This is a genomic window from Pseudomonas onubensis, assembly GCF_965653655.1.
Lineage (GTDB): Bacteria > Pseudomonadota > Gammaproteobacteria > Pseudomonadales > Pseudomonadaceae > Aquipseudomonas.
Genome location: NZ_CBFHAZ010000036.1, coordinates 35,408 through 52,141, shown reverse-complemented (window position 1 = coordinate 52,141; position 16,734 = coordinate 35,408). Strand labels below are relative to the sequence as shown.

16 protein-coding genes and 1 pseudogene are annotated in these 16,734 nt (G+C 59.8%); 7 read left to right on the top strand and 10 right to left on the bottom strand.

The window, feature by feature from the left end; translation table 11 throughout:
* The first annotated feature begins 401 nt into the window (after positions 1–401).
* Complete coding sequence (locus tag ACTD9P_RS14425; protein ID WP_438868179.1) at positions 402–731, top strand: BRO-N domain-containing protein; 330 nt, start codon at positions 402–404, stop codon at positions 729–731.
* Positions 732–879: 148 nt separating this feature from the next.
* Here ACTD9P_RS14425 and ACTD9P_RS14420 read toward each other — a convergent pair whose 3' ends face one another.
* From ACTD9P_RS14420 to ACTD9P_RS14410, 3 genes are read right to left on the bottom strand one after another with little or no spacing between them, the layout of a single operon-like run.
* Entirely contained in the window at positions 880–1,653 is a 774-nt protein-coding gene (locus tag ACTD9P_RS14420) for a MetQ/NlpA family ABC transporter substrate-binding protein (RefSeq protein ID WP_438868178.1), read from the bottom strand.
* A 50-nt stretch (positions 1,654–1,703) separates the two neighbouring features.
* Positions 1,704–2,378 carry a methionine ABC transporter permease gene (locus ACTD9P_RS14415; protein ID WP_099488106.1) on the bottom strand — a complete coding sequence of 225 codons (675 nt, stop codon included), beginning with the start codon at positions 2,376–2,378 and terminating at the stop codon, positions 1,704–1,706.
* On the bottom strand, positions 2,378–3,385 hold the full coding sequence (locus ACTD9P_RS14410) for a methionine ABC transporter ATP-binding protein (RefSeq protein WP_438868177.1): 1,008 nt from the start codon (positions 3,383–3,385) through the stop codon (positions 2,378–2,380). The genes ACTD9P_RS14415 and ACTD9P_RS14410 overlap by 1 nt, the downstream gene beginning before the upstream one ends.
* 267 nt (positions 3,386–3,652) lie before the next feature.
* On the opposite strand from ACTD9P_RS14410, the gene katE reads away from it, so the two are divergent.
* Positions 3,653–5,794: a catalase HPII gene (katE, locus tag ACTD9P_RS14405; RefSeq protein ID WP_438868176.1), complete on the top strand. Its 2,142-nt coding sequence runs from the start codon at positions 3,653–3,655 to the stop codon at positions 5,792–5,794.
* Between the two features lie 112 nt (positions 5,795–5,906).
* Here katE and ACTD9P_RS14400 read toward each other — a convergent pair whose 3' ends face one another.
* From ACTD9P_RS14400 to zur, 4 genes are read right to left on the bottom strand one after another with little or no spacing between them, the layout of a single operon-like run.
* Positions 5,907–6,626 carry a PA5502 family lipoprotein gene (locus tag ACTD9P_RS14400; RefSeq protein ID WP_438868175.1) on the bottom strand — a complete coding sequence of 240 codons (720 nt, stop codon included), beginning with the start codon at positions 6,624–6,626 and terminating at the stop codon, positions 5,907–5,909.
* Between the two features lie 37 nt (positions 6,627–6,663).
* Positions 6,664–7,452, bottom strand: coding sequence for a zinc ABC transporter permease subunit ZnuB (gene znuB, locus ACTD9P_RS14395; RefSeq protein WP_058421933.1), 789 nt, complete (start codon positions 7,450–7,452; stop codon positions 6,664–6,666).
* A complete protein-coding gene (gene znuC, locus ACTD9P_RS14390) occupies positions 7,445–8,230 on the bottom strand; it encodes a zinc ABC transporter ATP-binding protein ZnuC (protein ID WP_438868174.1) in 786 nt (261 codons plus the stop codon). The genes znuB and znuC overlap by 8 nt, the downstream gene beginning before the upstream one ends.
* Positions 8,230–8,712, bottom strand: a complete 483-nt coding sequence (gene zur, locus ACTD9P_RS14385; protein WP_056861009.1) for a zinc uptake transcriptional repressor Zur — start codon at positions 8,710–8,712, stop codon at positions 8,230–8,232. The genes znuC and zur overlap by 1 nt, the downstream gene beginning before the upstream one ends.
* A gap of 58 nt (positions 8,713–8,770) precedes the next feature.
* On the opposite strand from zur, the gene ACTD9P_RS14380 reads away from it, so the two are divergent.
* Positions 8,771–9,700: a zinc ABC transporter substrate-binding protein gene (locus ACTD9P_RS14380; RefSeq protein ID WP_438868173.1), complete on the top strand. Its 930-nt coding sequence runs from the start codon at positions 8,771–8,773 to the stop codon at positions 9,698–9,700.
* Between the two features lie 109 nt (positions 9,701–9,809).
* On the opposite strand, the gene ACTD9P_RS14375 is transcribed toward ACTD9P_RS14380, so the two are convergent.
* Both ACTD9P_RS14375 and ACTD9P_RS14370 read right to left on the bottom strand, forming a co-directional pair.
* Entirely contained in the window at positions 9,810–10,763 is a 954-nt protein-coding gene (locus ACTD9P_RS14375; protein WP_438868172.1) for a homoserine kinase, read from the bottom strand.
* Positions 10,764–10,818: 55 nt separating this feature from the next.
* Positions 10,819–11,109, bottom strand: a complete 291-nt coding sequence (locus ACTD9P_RS14370) for a DUF2782 domain-containing protein (RefSeq protein ID WP_438868171.1) — start codon at positions 11,107–11,109, stop codon at positions 10,819–10,821.
* 74 nt (positions 11,110–11,183) lie between these two features.
* Between ACTD9P_RS14370 and polA the strand changes: the two genes are divergently transcribed.
* A complete protein-coding gene (gene polA / locus ACTD9P_RS14365; RefSeq protein ID WP_438868170.1) occupies positions 11,184–13,961 on the top strand; it encodes a DNA polymerase I in 2,778 nt (925 codons plus the stop codon).
* A 269-nt stretch (positions 13,962–14,230) separates the two neighbouring features.
* Here the strand turns inward: polA and yihA are convergent, their stop codons facing one another.
* Positions 14,231–14,872, bottom strand: a complete 642-nt coding sequence (yihA, locus tag ACTD9P_RS14360; protein WP_065931961.1) for a ribosome biogenesis GTP-binding protein YihA/YsxC — start codon at positions 14,870–14,872, stop codon at positions 14,231–14,233.
* 204 nt (positions 14,873–15,076) lie between these two features.
* Here yihA and ACTD9P_RS14355 point away from each other — a divergent pair.
* The 3 genes and pseudogenes from ACTD9P_RS14355 to ACTD9P_RS14345 all read left to right on the top strand — a co-directional run bounded on the left by ACTD9P_RS14355 (position 15,077) and on the right by ACTD9P_RS14345 (position 16,731).
* Positions 15,077–15,287, top strand: a pseudogene (locus ACTD9P_RS14355) (cytochrome).
* Between the two features lie 33 nt (positions 15,288–15,320).
* Entirely contained in the window at positions 15,321–15,926 is a 606-nt protein-coding gene (locus tag ACTD9P_RS14350) for a c-type cytochrome (RefSeq protein WP_073638253.1), read from the top strand.
* 169 nt (positions 15,927–16,095) lie between these two features.
* Positions 16,096–16,731, top strand: coding sequence for a thiol:disulfide interchange protein DsbA/DsbL (locus ACTD9P_RS14345; RefSeq protein ID WP_438868169.1), 636 nt, complete (start codon positions 16,096–16,098; stop codon positions 16,729–16,731).
* Positions 16,732–16,734: the final 3 nt, after the last annotated feature.

Genomic DNA, 16,734 nt, shown 5'->3' with positions numbered 1-16,734 from the left:
GCGGAGTGTCAGTCACCCAATTTATCGACTGAACCACCGCCTTCGCGAGCAAGCCCGCTCCCACATTGGGTTTTGTGCAAGGTTTGAACAGGGTGTCGTCGGAGATTTCCCACGTGTTGTCGCGCTGTGCGTGAACTTGTTGGACGGTGTTGGGGTGGCTAGTCTTTGGCCTGTCGCTGCAAATTCAGTGACAGGGTGTGGAAGCCCTTATATCGTTAGGCGCACAAAGCGCCACCAAGTGTCAGGCGCTTTTTCTTGTCTGTGTTTTATGGTGGCTGTGCGCGGGGCGCTTTCGAGTGCGCCGGGTGCCTAACGTCCCGGTCTTCCACACCTGCGTACAGCCGCCACCCATTACGTGGAAGTAGTGCTTGGCGGTCCCTTGATACGTTAGGAGCTAGACCATGCAATCACTTACCCCTGATCCACCGATCACACCCAAAGTCTTCACCCGCCACCATCACCAGCTGCACGCCGTGCTGGTCGACAGCCAAGCCTGGTTCAGCGCCTCCGACATCGGCCACCTGATGGGCCTGCACCTAAACCCTGCGTTACTGCGCAAGCTCGATCCCGACCAACAACACACCCTGCCGCTGATCACTCATGGCCACTGTGCGCCGACGTTGATGGTCAGTGAGTCTGGCGTCTACGCGCTGCTTATCTACCACTACTACCCGGAGAATCGGTGCCTGCGCCAATGGCTGACCCATGAGGTGGTGCCAGCCCTGCGCTGATAGCAAAAGCCACACGAAACAAATGTGGGAGCGGGCTTGCTCGCGAATGCGCAGTGTCAGTCGACTAATAAGTGACTGAACCACCGCCTTCGCGAGCAAGCCCGCTCCCACATTTTTTGATCTTCGGTGTTGTGAAGATCGGGTTTGATCAGAACGCCGGCAGAATCGCGCCTTTGTACTTCTCAAGAATGAACGCTTTCACTTCCGGCGTGTGCAGGGCTGCAACCAGCTTCTTCACGGCGTCCGAATCTTTGTTGTCTTCGCGGGTCACCAGGATGTTCACGTAAGGCGAGTCGTTGCCTTCGATCACCAGCGCATCCTCGGATGGGTCCAGCTTGGCTTCCAGGGCGTAGTTGGTGTTGATCAGCGCCAGGTCGACCTGGGTCAGCACGCGCGGCAGGGTGGCGGCTTCCAGTTCGCGGAATTTCAGGTTTTTCGGGTTGGCGGTGATGTCCTTGATGGTCGACAGGATGTTGGTCGGGTCCTTCAGGGTGATCAGGTTGTGCTTGGCCAGCAGCAATAGCGCGCGGCCGCCGTTGGTGGCGTCGTTCGGGATCACGACATTGGCGCCGCTTGGCAGGTCTTCCAGCTTTTTGTACTTGCTGGAGTAAGCGCCCAGGGGTTCCAGGTGTACCGCGCCAACGCTCACCAGGTGAGTGCCCTTGGCTTTGTTGAACTCATCCAGGTACGGCTGGTGCTGGAAGAAGTTGGCGTCCAGACGCTTTTCAGCCACCTGTACGTTTGGCTGCACGTAGTCGGTGAAGACTTTGACCTGCAGGTCCACGCCTGCTTTGGCGAGTGCAGGCTTCACGAATTCGAGGATTTCCGCGTGGGGCACCGGCGATGCAGCGACTGTAATAGTCTCGGCAGCATGGGCAGAAAACGCGGCAACGGCGGCGAAAGCAACCAGTAGTTTTTTCATCCAACAAGCTCCTTGTTCGGGCATGTGCCGGCGGGGGCCGGCAATGGCCGTTATTTTCGAGAAAAATGCACCACCAGCTTGTCGCCGACGGTTTGCAGAATTTGCACCAGGATCAACAGCATCACCACGGTGACCACCATCACATCGGTCTGGAAACGCTGATAACCGAAGCGGATCGCCAGGTCACCCAAGCCACCGGCACCCACCACACCGGCCATGGCCGTGTAGGAAACCAGTGTAATAGCCGTCACCGTAATCGCCGCGAAAATGCCAGGGCGAGCTTCGGGCAGCAGCGCGTTGGTAATGATCTGACGCGTGCTGGCGCCCATGGACTGCGTGGCCTCGATGATGCCGCGGTCTACTTCGCGCAAGGCGGTTTCCACCAGGCGCGCGAAGAACGGCGTCGCACCGACCACCAGCGGCGGGATCGCGCCGGCCACCCCCAGCGAAGTGCCGGTGATGAGTACGGTGAACGGGATCATCACAATCAGCAGGATGATGAACGGCAGCGAACGCAGGATGTTCACGATCAGCGACAGCAGCGCGTACAGGCCTTTTTGTTCAAACAGCTGGCGCGGGCTGGTCAGGAACAACAGCACGCCCAACGGCAGGCCCAGCACCACGGTGAAGAACAGCGAACCGAACAGCATGGTCATGGTGTCGCCGGTTGCCAGCCAGATTTCGGACCAGTCGATATTGGCGAAGAAACTCAACAGGACTTCCATTAGCGCAGAACCTCCATGTGGACGTCTGCCGCAGTAAAGCGGGCGAAGGCGGCGTCCATGTCCCCACCGGTCACGGCGAGGGTCAGTTGCCCGTAGGGGGTGTCTTTGATGTGGTCGATACGACCGGCAAGGATGCTGTAGTCCACTCCCGTTTCGCGGGCGACGGTCCCCAGCAATGGCGCGTAGGTCGCTTCGCCCTGGAACGTCAGGCGCACGATGCGGCCCGGCACATGGGCAAACGCATCACGCTGCTCGCCTTCATCGACTTGCTCGGCTTCCTGCACAAAGCGCTTGGTGGTCGGGTGCTTGGGGTGCAGGAAAACCTCGGCCACCGAGCCTTGCTCGACGATCACGCCGGCGTCCATCACGGCCACCTGGTCGCACACGCGGCGGATCACGTCCATTTCATGGGTGATCAATACGATGGTCAGCTTCAACTCGCGGTTGATCTCGGCCAACAACTTGAGCACCGAGGCGGTGGTTTGCGGGTCGAGGGCGCTGGTGGCTTCGTCGCACAGCAAAATTTTTGGCTTGGTCGCCAGGGCGCGGGCGATGCCGACGCGCTGCTTCTGGCCGCCGGACAACTGCGCCGGGTACTTCTTGGCATGATCCGACAGGCCCACGCGGGCGAGCAGTTCAGCCACGCGCAGGTCGATGTCTTTACGCGACAACTCGCCGGCCAGGGCCAGCGGCAAGGCCACGTTGTCGGCGACGGTCTTGGACGCCAGCAGGTTGAAGTGCTGGAAGATCATCCCGACTTGCTGACGAAAACGGCGCAGGCCGTTGGCGTCCAGAGCAGTGACTTCTTCACCGTCGACGTTGATCTGACCCCCGCTTGGCTGCTCCAGGCGATTGATCAGGCGCAGCAGGGTACTTTTGCCCGCACCGGAGTGGCCAATCAGGCCGAACACCTGGCCGTTTTCGACGCGCAGGCTGGTGGGGTGCAGTGCGGGGATTTCCTTACCGGCGACGCGGTAGGTTTTATGGACGTTATGAAACTCGATCACGTAGCGAACCTTGTGGGGCGCATGGAAAAGGGATCAGCGGTTAGCCGGGCGCGCATTTTAGCCTGTCCGTATAGCGTTTCTTAGCATTTATTTCGCATTCAACCAGCGATTTGGCAATAACGCGATCAAAGGTCATAAAAAAGGAACGGCTAAAAACCCCATCAGTCACTACTTAAGCAACGCGATTTCCTCAGGTGCCGTGCCTGGGGTTTTGCTCAAACGAGCCGGGGGTCCGCTCTGGCCACTTTGATTAAGGAGTTTTGCCTGATGAGTACCAAGAAGCCAGCCACCCCGCCCAAGAGTGAGCTTGCGGGCACCGATACCCTGGACCGTGGCAACACCAACGCCAAGCTACAGGCCCTGGAAGAGTTTCGCTCCGATGCGACCGGCCAGGCGCTGCGCACCAACCAGGGCGTAAAGATTTCCGATAACCAGAACACCCTTAAAGTCGGCGCCCGTGGCCCCTCGCTGCTGGAAGACTTCATCATGCGTGAAAAAATCACGCACTTTGACCATGAGCGTATCCCGGAGCGCATCGTGCATGCCCGTGGCACCGGTGCCCATGGTTATTTCCAGACGTATCAGAACCATTCGGCGCTGAGCAAGGCTGGTTTCCTGCGTAACCCGGAGCACAAAACCCCGGTGTTCGTGCGTTTCTCTACCGTGCAGGGCCCGCGTGGTTCGGGCGATACCGTGCGTGACGTGCGCGGCTTTGCGGTGAAGTTTTTCACCGACGAAGGCAACTTCGACCTGGTGGGCAACAACATGCCGATCTTCTTCATCCAGGATGCGATCAAGTTTCCGGACTTTGTGCATGCGGTAAAGCCTGAGCCCCATAACGAAATTCCTACCGGCGGCTCGGCCCACGATACGTTCTGGGATTTCGTCTCGTTGCAGCCGGAATCGGCGCATATGGTGCTGTGGGCCATGTCCGACCGCGCCATTCCGAAAAGCCTGCGCTCCATGCAGGGTTTTGGTATTCACACCTTCCGGTTGATCAATACCGAAGGTAAGTCCAGCTTCGTTAAATTCCACTGGCACCCGAAAGTCGGCACCTGCTCGCTGGTGTGGGACGAAGCGCAAAAGCTTGCAGGTAAAGACACCGATCACCACCGTCGCGACCTGTGGGAAGCGATCGAGGGCGGTGATTACCCTGAGTGGGAATTGGGCGTGCAAATCGTTGCCGAAGAGGACGAACACAAGTTCGACTTCGACCTGCTCGATCCGACCAAGATCATCCCCGAAGAGCTGGTGCCGATTACGCCGCTGGGCAAAATGGTGCTCAACCGCAACCCGGACAACTTCTTTGCCGAGGTCGAACAGGTCGCCTTTTGCCCAGGCCATATCGTGCCGGGTATCGACTTCACCAACGACCCGCTGCTGCAAGGCCGTCTGTTTTCCTACACCGATACGCAGATCAGCCGACTCGGTGGCCCGAACTTCCATGAGCTGCCGATCAACCGGCCGGTCACGCCGTTCCATAACGGCCAGCGCGATGCCCAGCATCGCACGGTGATCGACAAGGGCCGTGCATCGTATGAGCCGAACTCGATTGATGGCGGTTGGCCGAAAGAAACGCCACCGGCGGCTCAGGATGGCGGGTTCGAGACTTATTACGAGCGCGTCGACGCCAACAAGGTGCGTGAGCGCAGTGAGTCGTTCGGCGACCACTTCTCGCAAGCCACGCTGTTTTTCCACAGCATGAGCCACCACGAGAAAGAGCACATCATCGCGGCCTACAGCTTCGAGTTGGGCAAGGTGGAGCGTGAGTTTATCCGCGCACGTCAGGTCAACGAGATTCTGGCCAATATCGACCTGGAGCTGGCCAAGCGCGTTGCGCAGAACCTCGGCTTGCCGGCACCGACCAAAGGCACGGTGCCGCCACGCAAGACGTCGCTCAAAGAGTCGCCGGCGTTGAGCCAAGTGAACCTGCTGTCGGGCGATATCAAAACGCGCAAAGTCGCGATTCTTGCGGCTAACGGTGTGGATGGCGCGGCGATCGCGGCGCTGAAGACGGCGCTGGCCGCCGAAGGTGCGCATGCCAAGGTGCTGGGGCCGACGTCGGCACCGGTGAAGACGGCGGATGGCAAGAGCCTGCCGGTGGATGCGTCAATGGAAGGCATGCCGTCGGTTGCGTTTGATGCGGTGTTCGTACCGGGCGGTAAAGAGTCGATCAAGGCGCTGAGCGGTGATGGCGTGGCGTTGCACTTCGTGTTGGAGGCGTACAAGCACTTGAAGGCGATTGCAGTTGCCAGTGATGCCAAACCGTTGCTGGATCAGCTTAAGCTGGAGGCGGATGCGGGGTTGATCGTTGGCGCGGATGCCAAGGCGTTCAAGGCATTCTTTGCGGCGATTGCGCAGCATCGGGTGTGGGCGCGGGAGCCTAAGGCCAAGGCGATTCCAGCTTAAGCTTTTGGTTGGCTGTTAGACCGCCTTCGCGAGCAAGCCCGCTCCCACCTTTGACCCAGTTCCAAGTTTGGAATGCGGTCAAAGGTGGGAGCGGGCTTGCTCGCGAACGGCTTTACTCGGTTTTGCGCGGAATCAACACAACCTGCGCCGGGATGTGTTTCACAATCTGCCGGTGAATCTTCAGGTCATACGCCGAATCAATGCGCTTCACCCGTTTGGTCAGCAGTGTGGCCAGCCACGGGTAATCCTGGGTGCGCGGCGCCTGAATGGTCACATCGCACTGGTAATTCACCACATCGGTGGCGATCGCATCCAACTGATGGCGAAGTTCTTCAACATCGGTGAGGTTCAGCGCAACGGTGGTGCTTTCAGCCGCCGGGTCGATGACCTTGGCGGGTGGCTTGGCTTCAGCGGCTTTCAGGGCGGCTTCGGCTTTATCCAGCTCGGCTTTGCGGGCGTGGCTGATGGCGCTGTTGACGCCGCCAGTGAGCGCCGGAGCCTTGGGCATCAAGGCGCGTGCGCGGCTTAACGCCGTAGCGGCAGCATTCACATCACCTTTTTGCAACACGATCTGGCTGCGCTGCAGGTAGGCTTCAGCCAATTGGCGCTGGTAGTTTTCCAGCGCCGGGTCGTTGGGCGACTGGGCCTGCAATGCGGCCAGCTCGTCTTCGGCGGTGGCCAGTTCACTGCTGGCCAGGTTTTGCTCCAGCTGCGCGATGGCCGCAGCACGCGGGTCCGGTGCCTCAGGGGCGGCGGGCGGTGTGCTTTGGCAGGCGCCCAGCAGCAGGGAAAATGCGGCAAGGAGCAGATAACGGGAGTTGAACGGCTTCATTCCTGCGACTCTCTATTTGCGCAAAAAGCGAGCAAGTCTACACCCCTCGACGGGGCAGGACAAAACTCAGCAGAAACAGGGCGGCGGCCGTGACCACAATCGACGGCCCGGCCGGCGTGTCCTTGAACCAGGACAGCGCCAGGCCCCCGCACACGGCGAGCATGCCCAGCAGGCTGGCGCCGATGGCCATCTGCTCGGGTGAGCGGGCATGGCGCTGGGCGGCGGCTGCGGGAATGATCAGCAGCGACGTGATCAACAATACGCCGACAATCTTCATTGCGACAGCAATCACCACCGCGATCAGCAGCATCAGGGTCATGCGCAGCGCCGGCACGGGCAAACCTTCCACGGTGGCCAGCTCTTCGTGCACGGTAATTGCCAGCAGTGGACGCCACAGGGTCACCAGCAGCACCAGCACAGCGGCGCTGCCGCCGAGGATCCAGGCAAGGTCGGTGGGGCTGATCGCCAGCAGGTCGCCGAACAGGTAAGCCATCAGGTCGATGCGCACTTCATGCATAAAGCTCAATACCACCAGGCCCAGCGACAGCGTGCTTGGCGCCAGAATGCCCAGCAGCGTGTCCGAGGCCAGCGGCTGGCGTTGTTGCAGGGTTACCAGCAGCACTGCCAGCAGCAGGCAGCCCACGGTGACGGCGATGGTCGGGCTTACATCCAGCAAGAACCCCATGGCCACGCCCAGCAGCGCAGCATGCGACAACGTGTCGCCAAAATAGGCCATGCGCCGCCAGACCACGAACGAGCCCAAGGGGCCCGCCACCAGTGCCAAAGCCAAGCCTGCCAGCAGGGCGTAGAGCAGAAAATCAGCCATGCTTGCAGCTATCTCCATGAACGTGGGGTTGAGGCGTAGCGGGATCGTCGACCACGGCGCCATGCAAATCATGGGCGTGGTCGTGATGGTGGTGGTAAATCGCCAGGCTCTGCGCGTTTTTGCCGAACAGCTCGACGAAAGCCGGATCGCCGCTCACCTGTTCCGGGTGGCCGGAGCAGCACACGTGGCGGTTGAGGCACACCACTTGATCGGTGGTGCTCATCACCAGGTGCAAGTCGTGGGAGACCATCAGCACGCCGCAGCCATGGCGGTCGCGCAGGCGGGTGATCAGGCTGTACAGCTCGGCCTGCCCGGCAACATCGACGCCTTGTACAGGTTCATCAAGTACCAACAGCTCGGGTTCGCGCAACAGGGCGCGGGCCAGCAATACGCGCTGCATTTCGCCGCCGGAGATGCTCTGTACCGGGCTGTCGATGACCTGTTCGGCGCCGACTTCCTTGAGCGCCGCCTGCGCGCGCGCGCGGTCGACGTCAGGCACCAGGCGCAGGAAGCGCAGTACGGACAGGGGCAGGGTTGGATCGACGTGTAATTTTTGCGGCATGTAACCGACGCGCAGCTTGGGCTTGCGCCACACGCTGCCGCTGTCGGGCTTGAGCAGGCCAAGCACGGCGCGCACCAGCGTGGTCTTGCCGGCGCCATTGGGGCCGATCAGCGTCACGATCTGCCCCGGCTCCACGCTCAACGCGATGTTATCCAGTACGTTTTGCCCGGCGAACGTGACCCCAACCTGCTCCAGGCGGATTAACGCGTTGCTCATCAAGCCCCCTGGCAACCGGAGCAGAGCCCCACCACTTCGACCGTTTGCCCTTCGACCTTGAAGCCCACGTCGGCGGAGCTTTTAACGATAGCGTCGCTGATGCTTTTTTGTTCAAGCTCGATGGCGGCGTGGCATTCGCGGCAGATCAGGAATTGGCCCTGGTGCGCGTGTTCCGGGTGGCTGCAGCCGACAAAGGCGTTGAGCGATGCGATGCGATGCACCAGGCCGTTTTCCAGCAAAAAGTCCAGCGCACGGTACACCGTTGGCGGCGCGGCGCGGCGGCCGTCCTGCTCGCTGAGCACGCCAAGAATGTCGTAGGCGCCCAGCGGCTTGTGGCTTTGCCACACCAGCTCCAGCACCCGACGACGCAGGGCGGTCAGGCGCAAGCCTTTCTGCGCGCACAGGGTATCGGCCTCTGACAGCGCAGTGTGTACGCAGTGAGAGTGGTCGTGGGGACGGCTGGCAAGCGGTGTTTTAGGCATGAGCGGCGACAGACATTTGATAGAGACGTTATTATGTTACCTGTTCCTACGCCATTGAGTGGTCATCGTGTCCCGACTTTTTCCCGTTTTTGTCGTATTTGTCACCAGTTTGTTCATCGCCGGGGCCGCTCAGGCTGAGGTCAAGGTGCTGACCAGCATCAAACCGTTGCAGTTGATCGCCGCCGCTGTGCAGGACGGCGTGGCGATTCCAGAGGTGCTGTTGCCGCCTGGCGCGTCGCCGCATAACTATGCCTTGCGCCCATCCGACGTACGGCGCGTGCAGTCGGTAGACCTGCTGTATTGGATCGGCCCGGACATGGAAAGCTTCCTGCCACGCGTGCTCAAGGGGCGTAGCCTGCCGACCGTGGCCGTTCAGGACTTGCCTGGGATGAAATTGCGTCGGTTCGCCGAAGATAGCCACTCCCACGCCGATGATGCCGACGAACACGACCACGATCACCGCCCTGGCAGCCTGGATGCGCATTTGTGGTTGTCGACGGTCAATGCTCGGGTGATTGCGGCGCGCATGGCGTCCGACCTCAGCACTGCCGACCCGGACAATGCAGCGCGTTATCAGAGCAACGTGAAGGCGTTCGATGAGCGTCTGGATGCGTTGGACGCACGCTTGAAGGCGCGCCTGTCCACCGTCGGCGACAAGCCATACTTCGTGTTCCACGAGGCGTTTGACTACTTCGAAGACGCTTACGGGCTTAAGCACGCGGGCGTGTTCAGCGTGGCCGCCGAAGTGCAACCGGGCGCCCAGCATGTGGCGGCAATGCGTACGCGTTTGCAGGAAGTGGGTAAAACCTGTGTGTTCAGCGAGCCGCCGTTGCGTCCGCGTTTGGCCGAAACGCTGGTGGCGGGCTTGCCGGTGAAGTTGGCGGAGCTGGATGCGTTGGGCGGTTATACCCCGGCGACGGCGCAGGGTTACGAGCAGGTGCTGGAGAAGCTGGGGAATGACTTGGCCGGGTGCCTGGACTCGCTCTAACTGCAAATACATAACCCATGTGGGAGCGGGCTTGCTCGCGAATGCGGTGGATCAGTAATAGATGTATTTACTGACACTGCGCATTCGCGAGCAAGCCCGCTCCCACATTTTAAAGTGCGAACGGCAGGTGGACAGTGACCTGCTGGCGCTGCGCCAGTCGATGCTCGAACTCCGCCGGGTCATGGATCAACACATCCTGCCCGGCAAACGATTCCGCGGCGATCAGGCGCGACAGCCAGAAGCGCACACACGCCACGCGCAGCAGGGTCGGCCACAGCTCGGCTTCCTTGGCGGTAAACGGCCGCAGGCCCGCGTAGGCGCCCAGCAAGGCACGGGCGCGTTGCCTATCAATCACGCCATCGGCGTCGGAGCACCAGTCATTCAAGGCGATGGCCACGTCGTAGAGCATCGGGCCTGAGCAGGCGTTGTAGAAGTCGATCAAGCCGGTGAGGTGCGTGCCTTCGAACATCGCGTTGTCGCGGAACAAGTCGGCGTGCACGTTGGCGCGCGGCAGGGCGAGGATGTCGGCCTTGTGGGCTTGGATTTCGCTCAAGGCCGCTTGCAGCAGGCGCTGCTGGGCGTCGTTCAGGTGTGAAATAAGCTGCGCGCCTTCAGTGAGCATCCACGCCAGGCCGCGATCGGTCTTGCGCTCCAGCACTTTGTCGCCTTGGGTCGCCAGGTGCAGGTGGCCGAGCAGGTCGCCGACCTGGGCGCAATGCTGGGCGTTGGCGTCTTTGATGTGCTTGCCGGCCAGGCGCGGTTGCAACAGCGCCGGTTTGCCTTTGAGTTCGCGAAGCGCTACGCCGTCGGTGGTACGCAGGGCGTAAGGCACCGGCAGGTCGGCGTCGTGGAGTACGTCTAGCAGTTCGATGAAGAACGGCATTTCCGCCACTGGGCCGCGCTCAACCAGGGTCAGGACGAATTCGCCCTGTTCCAGGCTGATAAAGAAGTTGGTGTTTTCGCTACCCGCGGCAATCCCCTGGAAATCAAGCAGGCGGCCGAGCCCGTAAGGGGCGAGAAAGGTTTCCAGCTCGGGCCGAGCCAGGGGAGTGAACACAGACATGTTTAAACTGCCAGTACGGGCGCCGCGGTGCGCGGCGCCAATTTAAGTTAAGAAATCATTTCCATTCGAAGATCTTCCATGACGGGATCAGCATATCCGGCTGGTCAGAGCGGATGAAGTTCGCATCGGTTCCGTCCGAGCGCACCAGGAAGTACGGTGGGAATCCCTTCTTGGTTATCTTGATTGCGTACAGGAAGCCGTTTTGGCGATATTCCTGGATGGTCCTGTCGCCTTCCGTGCGAATGGTAACTTCCGGGTCGCCTGACGGCGCAGTATCCGCCGCCATGGCCACTATCGGAGTGAGTGCAATCAAGCCGGTCAACAACAGGCGATTTACTGTACGCATGATAACCTTGTCCCTTTGTCGTCATTGGTCCGGCTATTCTAGCGCCTGACCCGCCGAAAAGGTTGATCCTGCTCATGAGCCAAGCCCCCCTCGTCCTGGTGGACGGTTCTTCTTATCTGTACCGCGCCTTCCACGCGTTGCCACCGCTGACTACGTCAAAAGGCCTGCCGACCGGCGCGGTCAAGGGCGTGTTGAACATGCTCAAAAGCCTGCGCAAGCAGTACCCGAACAGCCCGTTCGCGGTGGTGTTCGACGCCAAGGGTGGGACCTTTCGCGATGAGATGTACGCCGAATACAAGGCCAACCGCCCCAGCATGCCCGATGACATGCGCCTGCAAATCGAGCCACTGCACCAGAGCGTGATCGCCCTGGGCTTCCCGTTGCTGTGCGTTGAAGGCGTCGAGGCTGATGACGTGATCGGCACCCTGGCCCGCAGCAGCGCGGCGGCTGACCGCCCGGTAGTGATTTCTACCGGCGACAAGGACATGGCGCAGCTGGTCGACGGGCACATTACCTTGGTCAACACCATGACCGGTAGCTCGATGGACATTGAGGGCGTTAAAGAGAAATTTGGCGTCGCTCCGGAGCAGATCATCGACTATCTGGCGTTGATGGGCGATTCGTCCGATAACATCCCGGGCGTGCCGGGGATTGGTCCGAAGACGGCTTCCGGCTTGCTGGTGGGCGTGAATGGCGGCATCAAAGAGCTGTATGAGCAATTGGATATCGTGCCGACCTTGCCTATCCGTGGCGCCAAGACGCTGCCGGCCAAGCTGGAAGAGCATAAGGAGATGGCATTCCTGTCCTATCAGCTGGCGACGATCAAAGTCGATGTGCCGCTGGATGTGGGCCTGGATGATTTGCACCTGATCGAGCCCGACCGCGAAAAGCTGCTGGAGCTGTACACACTGCTGGAATTCAAGAGCTGGTTTGATGAGATTCAGCGTGATGCCAAGCGCGTTGAGCTCAAGGCTGCCCCTGTTGTTGAGGAGGCCGTCGAAGTTGCGGCACCCGCAGAAGCGTCGTACACCACCATCCTCGACCAGGTGACATTCGATGCCTGGCTGAAAAAGCTCAACGCGGCAAAATTGTTCGCGTTCGACACCGAAACCACCGGGATCGATGCGCAACAGGCGCAATTGGTCGGGGTTTCTTTTGCTGTGCAGCCCCATGAAGCGGCCTATATTCCGCTGACCCATTCCTACATCGGTGCGCCGCAGCAACTGGACCGTGACATGGTACTGCTGGCCTTGAAGCCGTTGCTGGAAGACGCGACCAAGCTCAAGGTTGGCCAGCACGCCAAGTTCGACATGAACATCCTGGCCAACTGTGCCATCGGCGGCGACCAGGCCAACGGTATTACCGTGCGCGGCATCGCTTTCGACACCATGCTCGAATCCTACGTGCTGAACTCCACCGCGACTCGTCACGATATGGATAGCCTGGCCAAGAAGTACCTGGACTACGACACCGTCAGTTTCCAGGACATCGCCGGCAGAGGCGCCAAGCAACTGACGTTTGATCAGATCCCGCTTGAGCAAGCCGGCCCTTACGCTGCCGAAGATGCCGACGTGACGCTGCGCCTGCACCAGGCGTTGCACGCGCAGCTTGAAGCCATTCCAAGCCTTGCCAGTGTGTTGACCGACATCGAAGTTCCCTTGGTGCCGGTACTGGCGCGTATCGAACGTCAGGGCGCGCTGGTGGATAAGGCGCTGCTGGGCATCCAGAGTATCGAGCTGGGCAACAAGATGGTGGAGCTGGAGCGCCAGGCGTTTGACATCGCCGGTGAAGCGTTCAACCTGGGCTCGCCCAAGCAACTCGGGGCGATCCTCTACGAAAAACTCGGTTTGCCGGTACTGAAAAAGACCGGCAAAGGCCAGGCGTCCACGGCTGAAGAAGTGTTGGCCAAACTGGCCGAGGATGACTTCCTGTTGCCCAAGGTGCTGATGCAGTACCGCAGCATGAGCAAGCTTAAAAGCACCTATACCGACCGTCTGCCGGAGCAGATCAACCCGCGTACCGGGCGTATTCACACGTCTTATCATCAGGCGGTGGCGGCCACCGGGCGTTTGTCGTCCAGTGATCCGAACCTGCAGAATATCCCGGTGCGCACCGCCGAAGGGCGGCGCATTCGCCAGGCGTTTGTCGCGCCCAAGGGCTACAAGTTGCTGGCGGCGGACTATTCGCAGATCGAGCTGCGGATCATGGCGCATTTGTCCAAGGACGAGGGGCTGATGAATGCGTTCCGTAATGACCTGGACGTGCACACCGCCACCGCCGCCGAAGTGTTCAAGGTTGAGCTGACAGAGGTCACGTCCAACCAGCGCCGCAGTGCCAAGGCGATCAACTTTGGCCTGATCTACGGCATGGGCGCGCAGAAGCTCGGCAAGGACATTGGCGTGGATACCAAGACCGCCAAGGCCTACATTGATGTGTACTTTGCGCGCTACCCGGGCGTTCGTGAATACATGGAGCGCACCCGCGCCCAGGCGGCCGACCAGGGTTATGTCGAAACCTTCTTTGGGCGTCGGCTGTACCTTCCGGACATCAACTCCAACAAGCCCCAGGAGCGCGCGGCCGCAGAACGCACGGCGATCAACGCGCCGATGCAGGGCACCGCAGCGGATATCATCAAGAAAGCCATGGTGCTGGTGGATAACTGGCTGACCGAGTCTGGCCTGGACGCCAAAGTGATCCTGCAGGTGCACGATGAATTGGTGCTTGAGGTGCGTGAGGATCTGGTGGAGCAGGTCGGCGAAAAAATCCGCGAGCATATGAGTGCGGCGGCCCAGCTGGACGTGCCATTGGTGGTGGACGTGGGCGTGGGCGATAACTGGGACCAGGCCCACTGACAGCGCGGCTCTGCCATTGCCGAGGGTGATGGCAGAGCGCTTTAGATCAGAAAGCGTCGCGGGTTATTTCCAATAGTTTTTTGAACCTGCCGGAACTTAACCCGTGAACTGTGACTCAGAGTTACTGAATGGGTGGTGAAGCCCTTCAATGCTCCTATGTTGTGTTAAGTGTTGGCAGATATCTGGACCCCGCCCTAGCGGTCCGGAACTTGGACCCCGAACTTCCCCTCCCCATACGAAGTCCGGGGTTTTTTTTGCCTGCGCAAAAGTTACTCGGCGATTTCTGCGCCCTTGTCCGCCAACTGCATCCAGCCGGCCAGCACGGTGTAAGCGTCTTCCAGGCCCATGCGCTTGGGCGCCGAGAACAACTGGATGGTGATCGCGTCGCCCCAGCCTTTACGAATTTCGGACTGCACTTTGAGCAAGGTGTTCTTGGCTGCGCCGTAGGTCAGCTTGTCGGCCTTGGTCAGCAGGATATGCATCGGCATGCCGCTGGCGACGGCCCAATCGAGCATCAGCAGGTCGAAGTCGGTCATTGGATGACGGATGTCCATCATCAGGATCAAGCCCTTCAAACTCTCGCGGCCACCCAGGTAAGCCTCAAGGTGACGTTGCCAGTGCAGCTTCAACGGGATAGGTACTTTTGCGTAACCGTAGCCCGGCAGGTCGACCAGACGCCGATCATCGTCTAGCTTGAAGAAATTGAGCAGCTGCGTGCGGCCCGGGGTTTTCGAGGTGCGCGCCAGGCTGGCGTGGGTCAGGGTGTTCAGCGCGCTGGACTTGCCGGCGTTGGAACGGCCGGCAAAGGCGACTTCAAAGCCTTCGTCATCGGGGCATTGGTCCACTTTGGCGGCGCTGAGCATGAACGTGGACTGTTGGCACAGGCCGAGGATGGGATTCTTGAGTTGCATGAGATTTCCGATGTGGGCGGTGCCGAGAAAGGGTGCGGCAAGCGGTGTCGTTTCCGTTTCAGTAGCGCCAGTATATAATGCCGCAGATTTTGTGTGTGCTTTGTCCCAGCGAAGGATGAAGTTCACGGGAGCGAAAGACCTTCATTGCGCATTAGAACGCAAAACGCTCTCTAACCCTGAAAAGGTCGATGTATGACCTGATGGTTGCGCGCTTTTGGTGTCCTGATCGCGCTTTTTAGGCGCTCAGGCTACACAGGATCCGGAGGCGCTGTACAACCGAGTTTGCATGGCTACGCTGATGCAACACGTGACTCAGGGTTTCAAGGCAATGCCGCCGCGTGGTTTGTGCATGGACTGCAGTACTGAGGATTACCAGGCCATCAACGAGTTGATGGTGAGTAAACCCGGTAGATAACTCTTAAACCCTTAGCCGTAGTTGGATTAGCTGATGAACAAACTGATCGTGAGTCTGCTGTTGACCTTGGGCATCACCGGTGTTGCCCATGCTGCAGGCGACGCTACAGCGGGCCAGGCGAAAGCCGCCGTATGTGGTGCTTGCCATGGACCGGATGGCAACAGCCCGGCGCCGAACTTCCCCAAACTGGCCGGTCAAGGTGAGCGTTACCTGACCAAGCAGATGCACGACATCAAGGACGGCAAGCGCACGGTGCTGGAAATGACCGGCCTGCTGACCAATCTCAGCGATCAGGACCTGGCAGACATCGCGGCGTATTTTGCCAGCCAGAAAGGCAGTGTGGGAGCTGCTGATCCGAAGCTGGTGGCTCACGGCGAGGAACTGTTTCGGGGTGGTAACCTGGAAAAAGGCATGCCTTCCTGCCTCGGTTGCCATTCGCCTAACGGCGCCGGCCTTGCTGCTGCCGGTTTCCCGCACCTGAGCGGCCAGCATGCCCAGTACATCACCAAGCAATTGACGGACTTCCGTGAGGGTAATCGCACCAACGATGGCGATACCAAAATCATGCAAAGTATTGCCGGCAAGTTGAGCAACAAGGATATCGAAGCGGTTTCCCAGTATATCCAGGGCCTGCACTGATTCAGGCGGGACGTTAACGCTCGATTAATCCATCGATGCAAGCATAAAAAGGGTGGCTTAGGCCGCCCTTTTTTGTGGCCGGTGCCGTTACACTAACGAACTCATGCCCGCGTAGACCTGTCACAACTAAAGGTCGCGTGAGGCGACTTTATTTGTCCAGGAGTAAAGCATGCGTAATCTGATCCTCAGCGCCGCTCTCGTCACTGCCAGCCTCTTCGGCATGACCGCACAAGCTGCCGACGTGCCGCTTGAAGCCGGTAAGACCTATGTTGAATTGGCTAACCCGGTGCCGGTTTCCGAGCCAGGCAAGATCGAAGTGGTGGAGCTGTTCTGGTATGGCTGCCCGCATTGCTATGCTTTTGAGCCGACCATCAACCCTTGGGTTGAAAAACTTCCGTCTGATGTGAACTTCAAACGCATTCCTGCGCTGTTCGGTGGTCCATGGGATGCCCATGGTCAGCTCTTCATTACGCTGGACACCATGGGCGTAGAGCACAAAGTTCACAACGCTGTGTTCAATGCCATCCAGAAAGAAGGCAAGCGCCTGACCAAGCCGGAAGACATGGCTGACTTTGTCGCCACTCAAGGCGTTGATAAAGCCAAGTTCCTCGAAACGTTCAACTCCTTCGCGGTCAAAGGCAAAATGGCTCAGTACAAAGAGCTGGCCCAGAAGTACGGCGTACAAGGCGTACCGACCATGATCGTCAACGGCAAATACCGTTTCGACCTCGGTTCCACCGGTGGTCCTGAGCAAACCCTCAATGTTGCCGACCAACTGATCGCTAAAGAGCGCGCAGCCAAGTAAGGG

Excerpts from the sequence above, each read along its gene's own strand:
- ACTD9P_RS14425 (WP_438868179.1), top strand. The coding sequence starts at position 402 with ATGCAATCACTTACCCCTGATCCACCGATCACACCCAAAGTCTTCACC.
- ACTD9P_RS14420 (WP_438868178.1), bottom strand. The coding sequence starts at position 1,653 with ATGAAAAAACTACTGGTTGCTTTCGCCGCCGTTGCCGCGTTTTCTGCC.
- ACTD9P_RS14415 (WP_099488106.1), bottom strand. The coding sequence starts at position 2,378 with ATGGAAGTCCTGTTGAGTTTCTTCGCCAATATCGACTGGTCCGAAATC.
- katE (WP_438868176.1), top strand. The coding sequence starts at position 3,653 with ATGAGTACCAAGAAGCCAGCCACCCCGCCCAAGAGTGAGCTTGCGGGC.
- ACTD9P_RS14400 (WP_438868175.1), bottom strand. The coding sequence starts at position 6,626 with ATGAAGCCGTTCAACTCCCGTTATCTGCTCCTTGCCGCATTTTCCCTG.
- znuB (WP_058421933.1), bottom strand. The coding sequence starts at position 7,452 with ATGGCTGATTTTCTGCTCTACGCCCTGCTGGCAGGCTTGGCTTTGGCA.
- znuC (WP_438868174.1), bottom strand. The coding sequence starts at position 8,230 with ATGAGCAACGCGTTAATCCGCCTGGAGCAGGTTGGGGTCACGTTCGCC.
- zur (WP_056861009.1), bottom strand. The coding sequence starts at position 8,712 with ATGCCTAAAACACCGCTTGCCAGCCGTCCCCACGACCACTCTCACTGC.
- ACTD9P_RS14375 (WP_438868172.1), bottom strand. The coding sequence starts at position 10,763 with ATGTCTGTGTTCACTCCCCTGGCTCGGCCCGAGCTGGAAACCTTTCTC.
- ACTD9P_RS14370 (WP_438868171.1), bottom strand. The coding sequence starts at position 11,109 with ATGCGTACAGTAAATCGCCTGTTGTTGACCGGCTTGATTGCACTCACT.
- polA (WP_438868170.1), top strand. The coding sequence starts at position 11,184 with ATGAGCCAAGCCCCCCTCGTCCTGGTGGACGGTTCTTCTTATCTGTAC.
- yihA (WP_065931961.1), bottom strand. The coding sequence starts at position 14,872 with ATGCAACTCAAGAATCCCATCCTCGGCCTGTGCCAACAGTCCACGTTC.
- ACTD9P_RS14350 (WP_073638253.1), top strand. The coding sequence starts at position 15,321 with ATGAACAAACTGATCGTGAGTCTGCTGTTGACCTTGGGCATCACCGGT.
- ACTD9P_RS14345 (WP_438868169.1), top strand. The coding sequence starts at position 16,096 with ATGCGTAATCTGATCCTCAGCGCCGCTCTCGTCACTGCCAGCCTCTTC.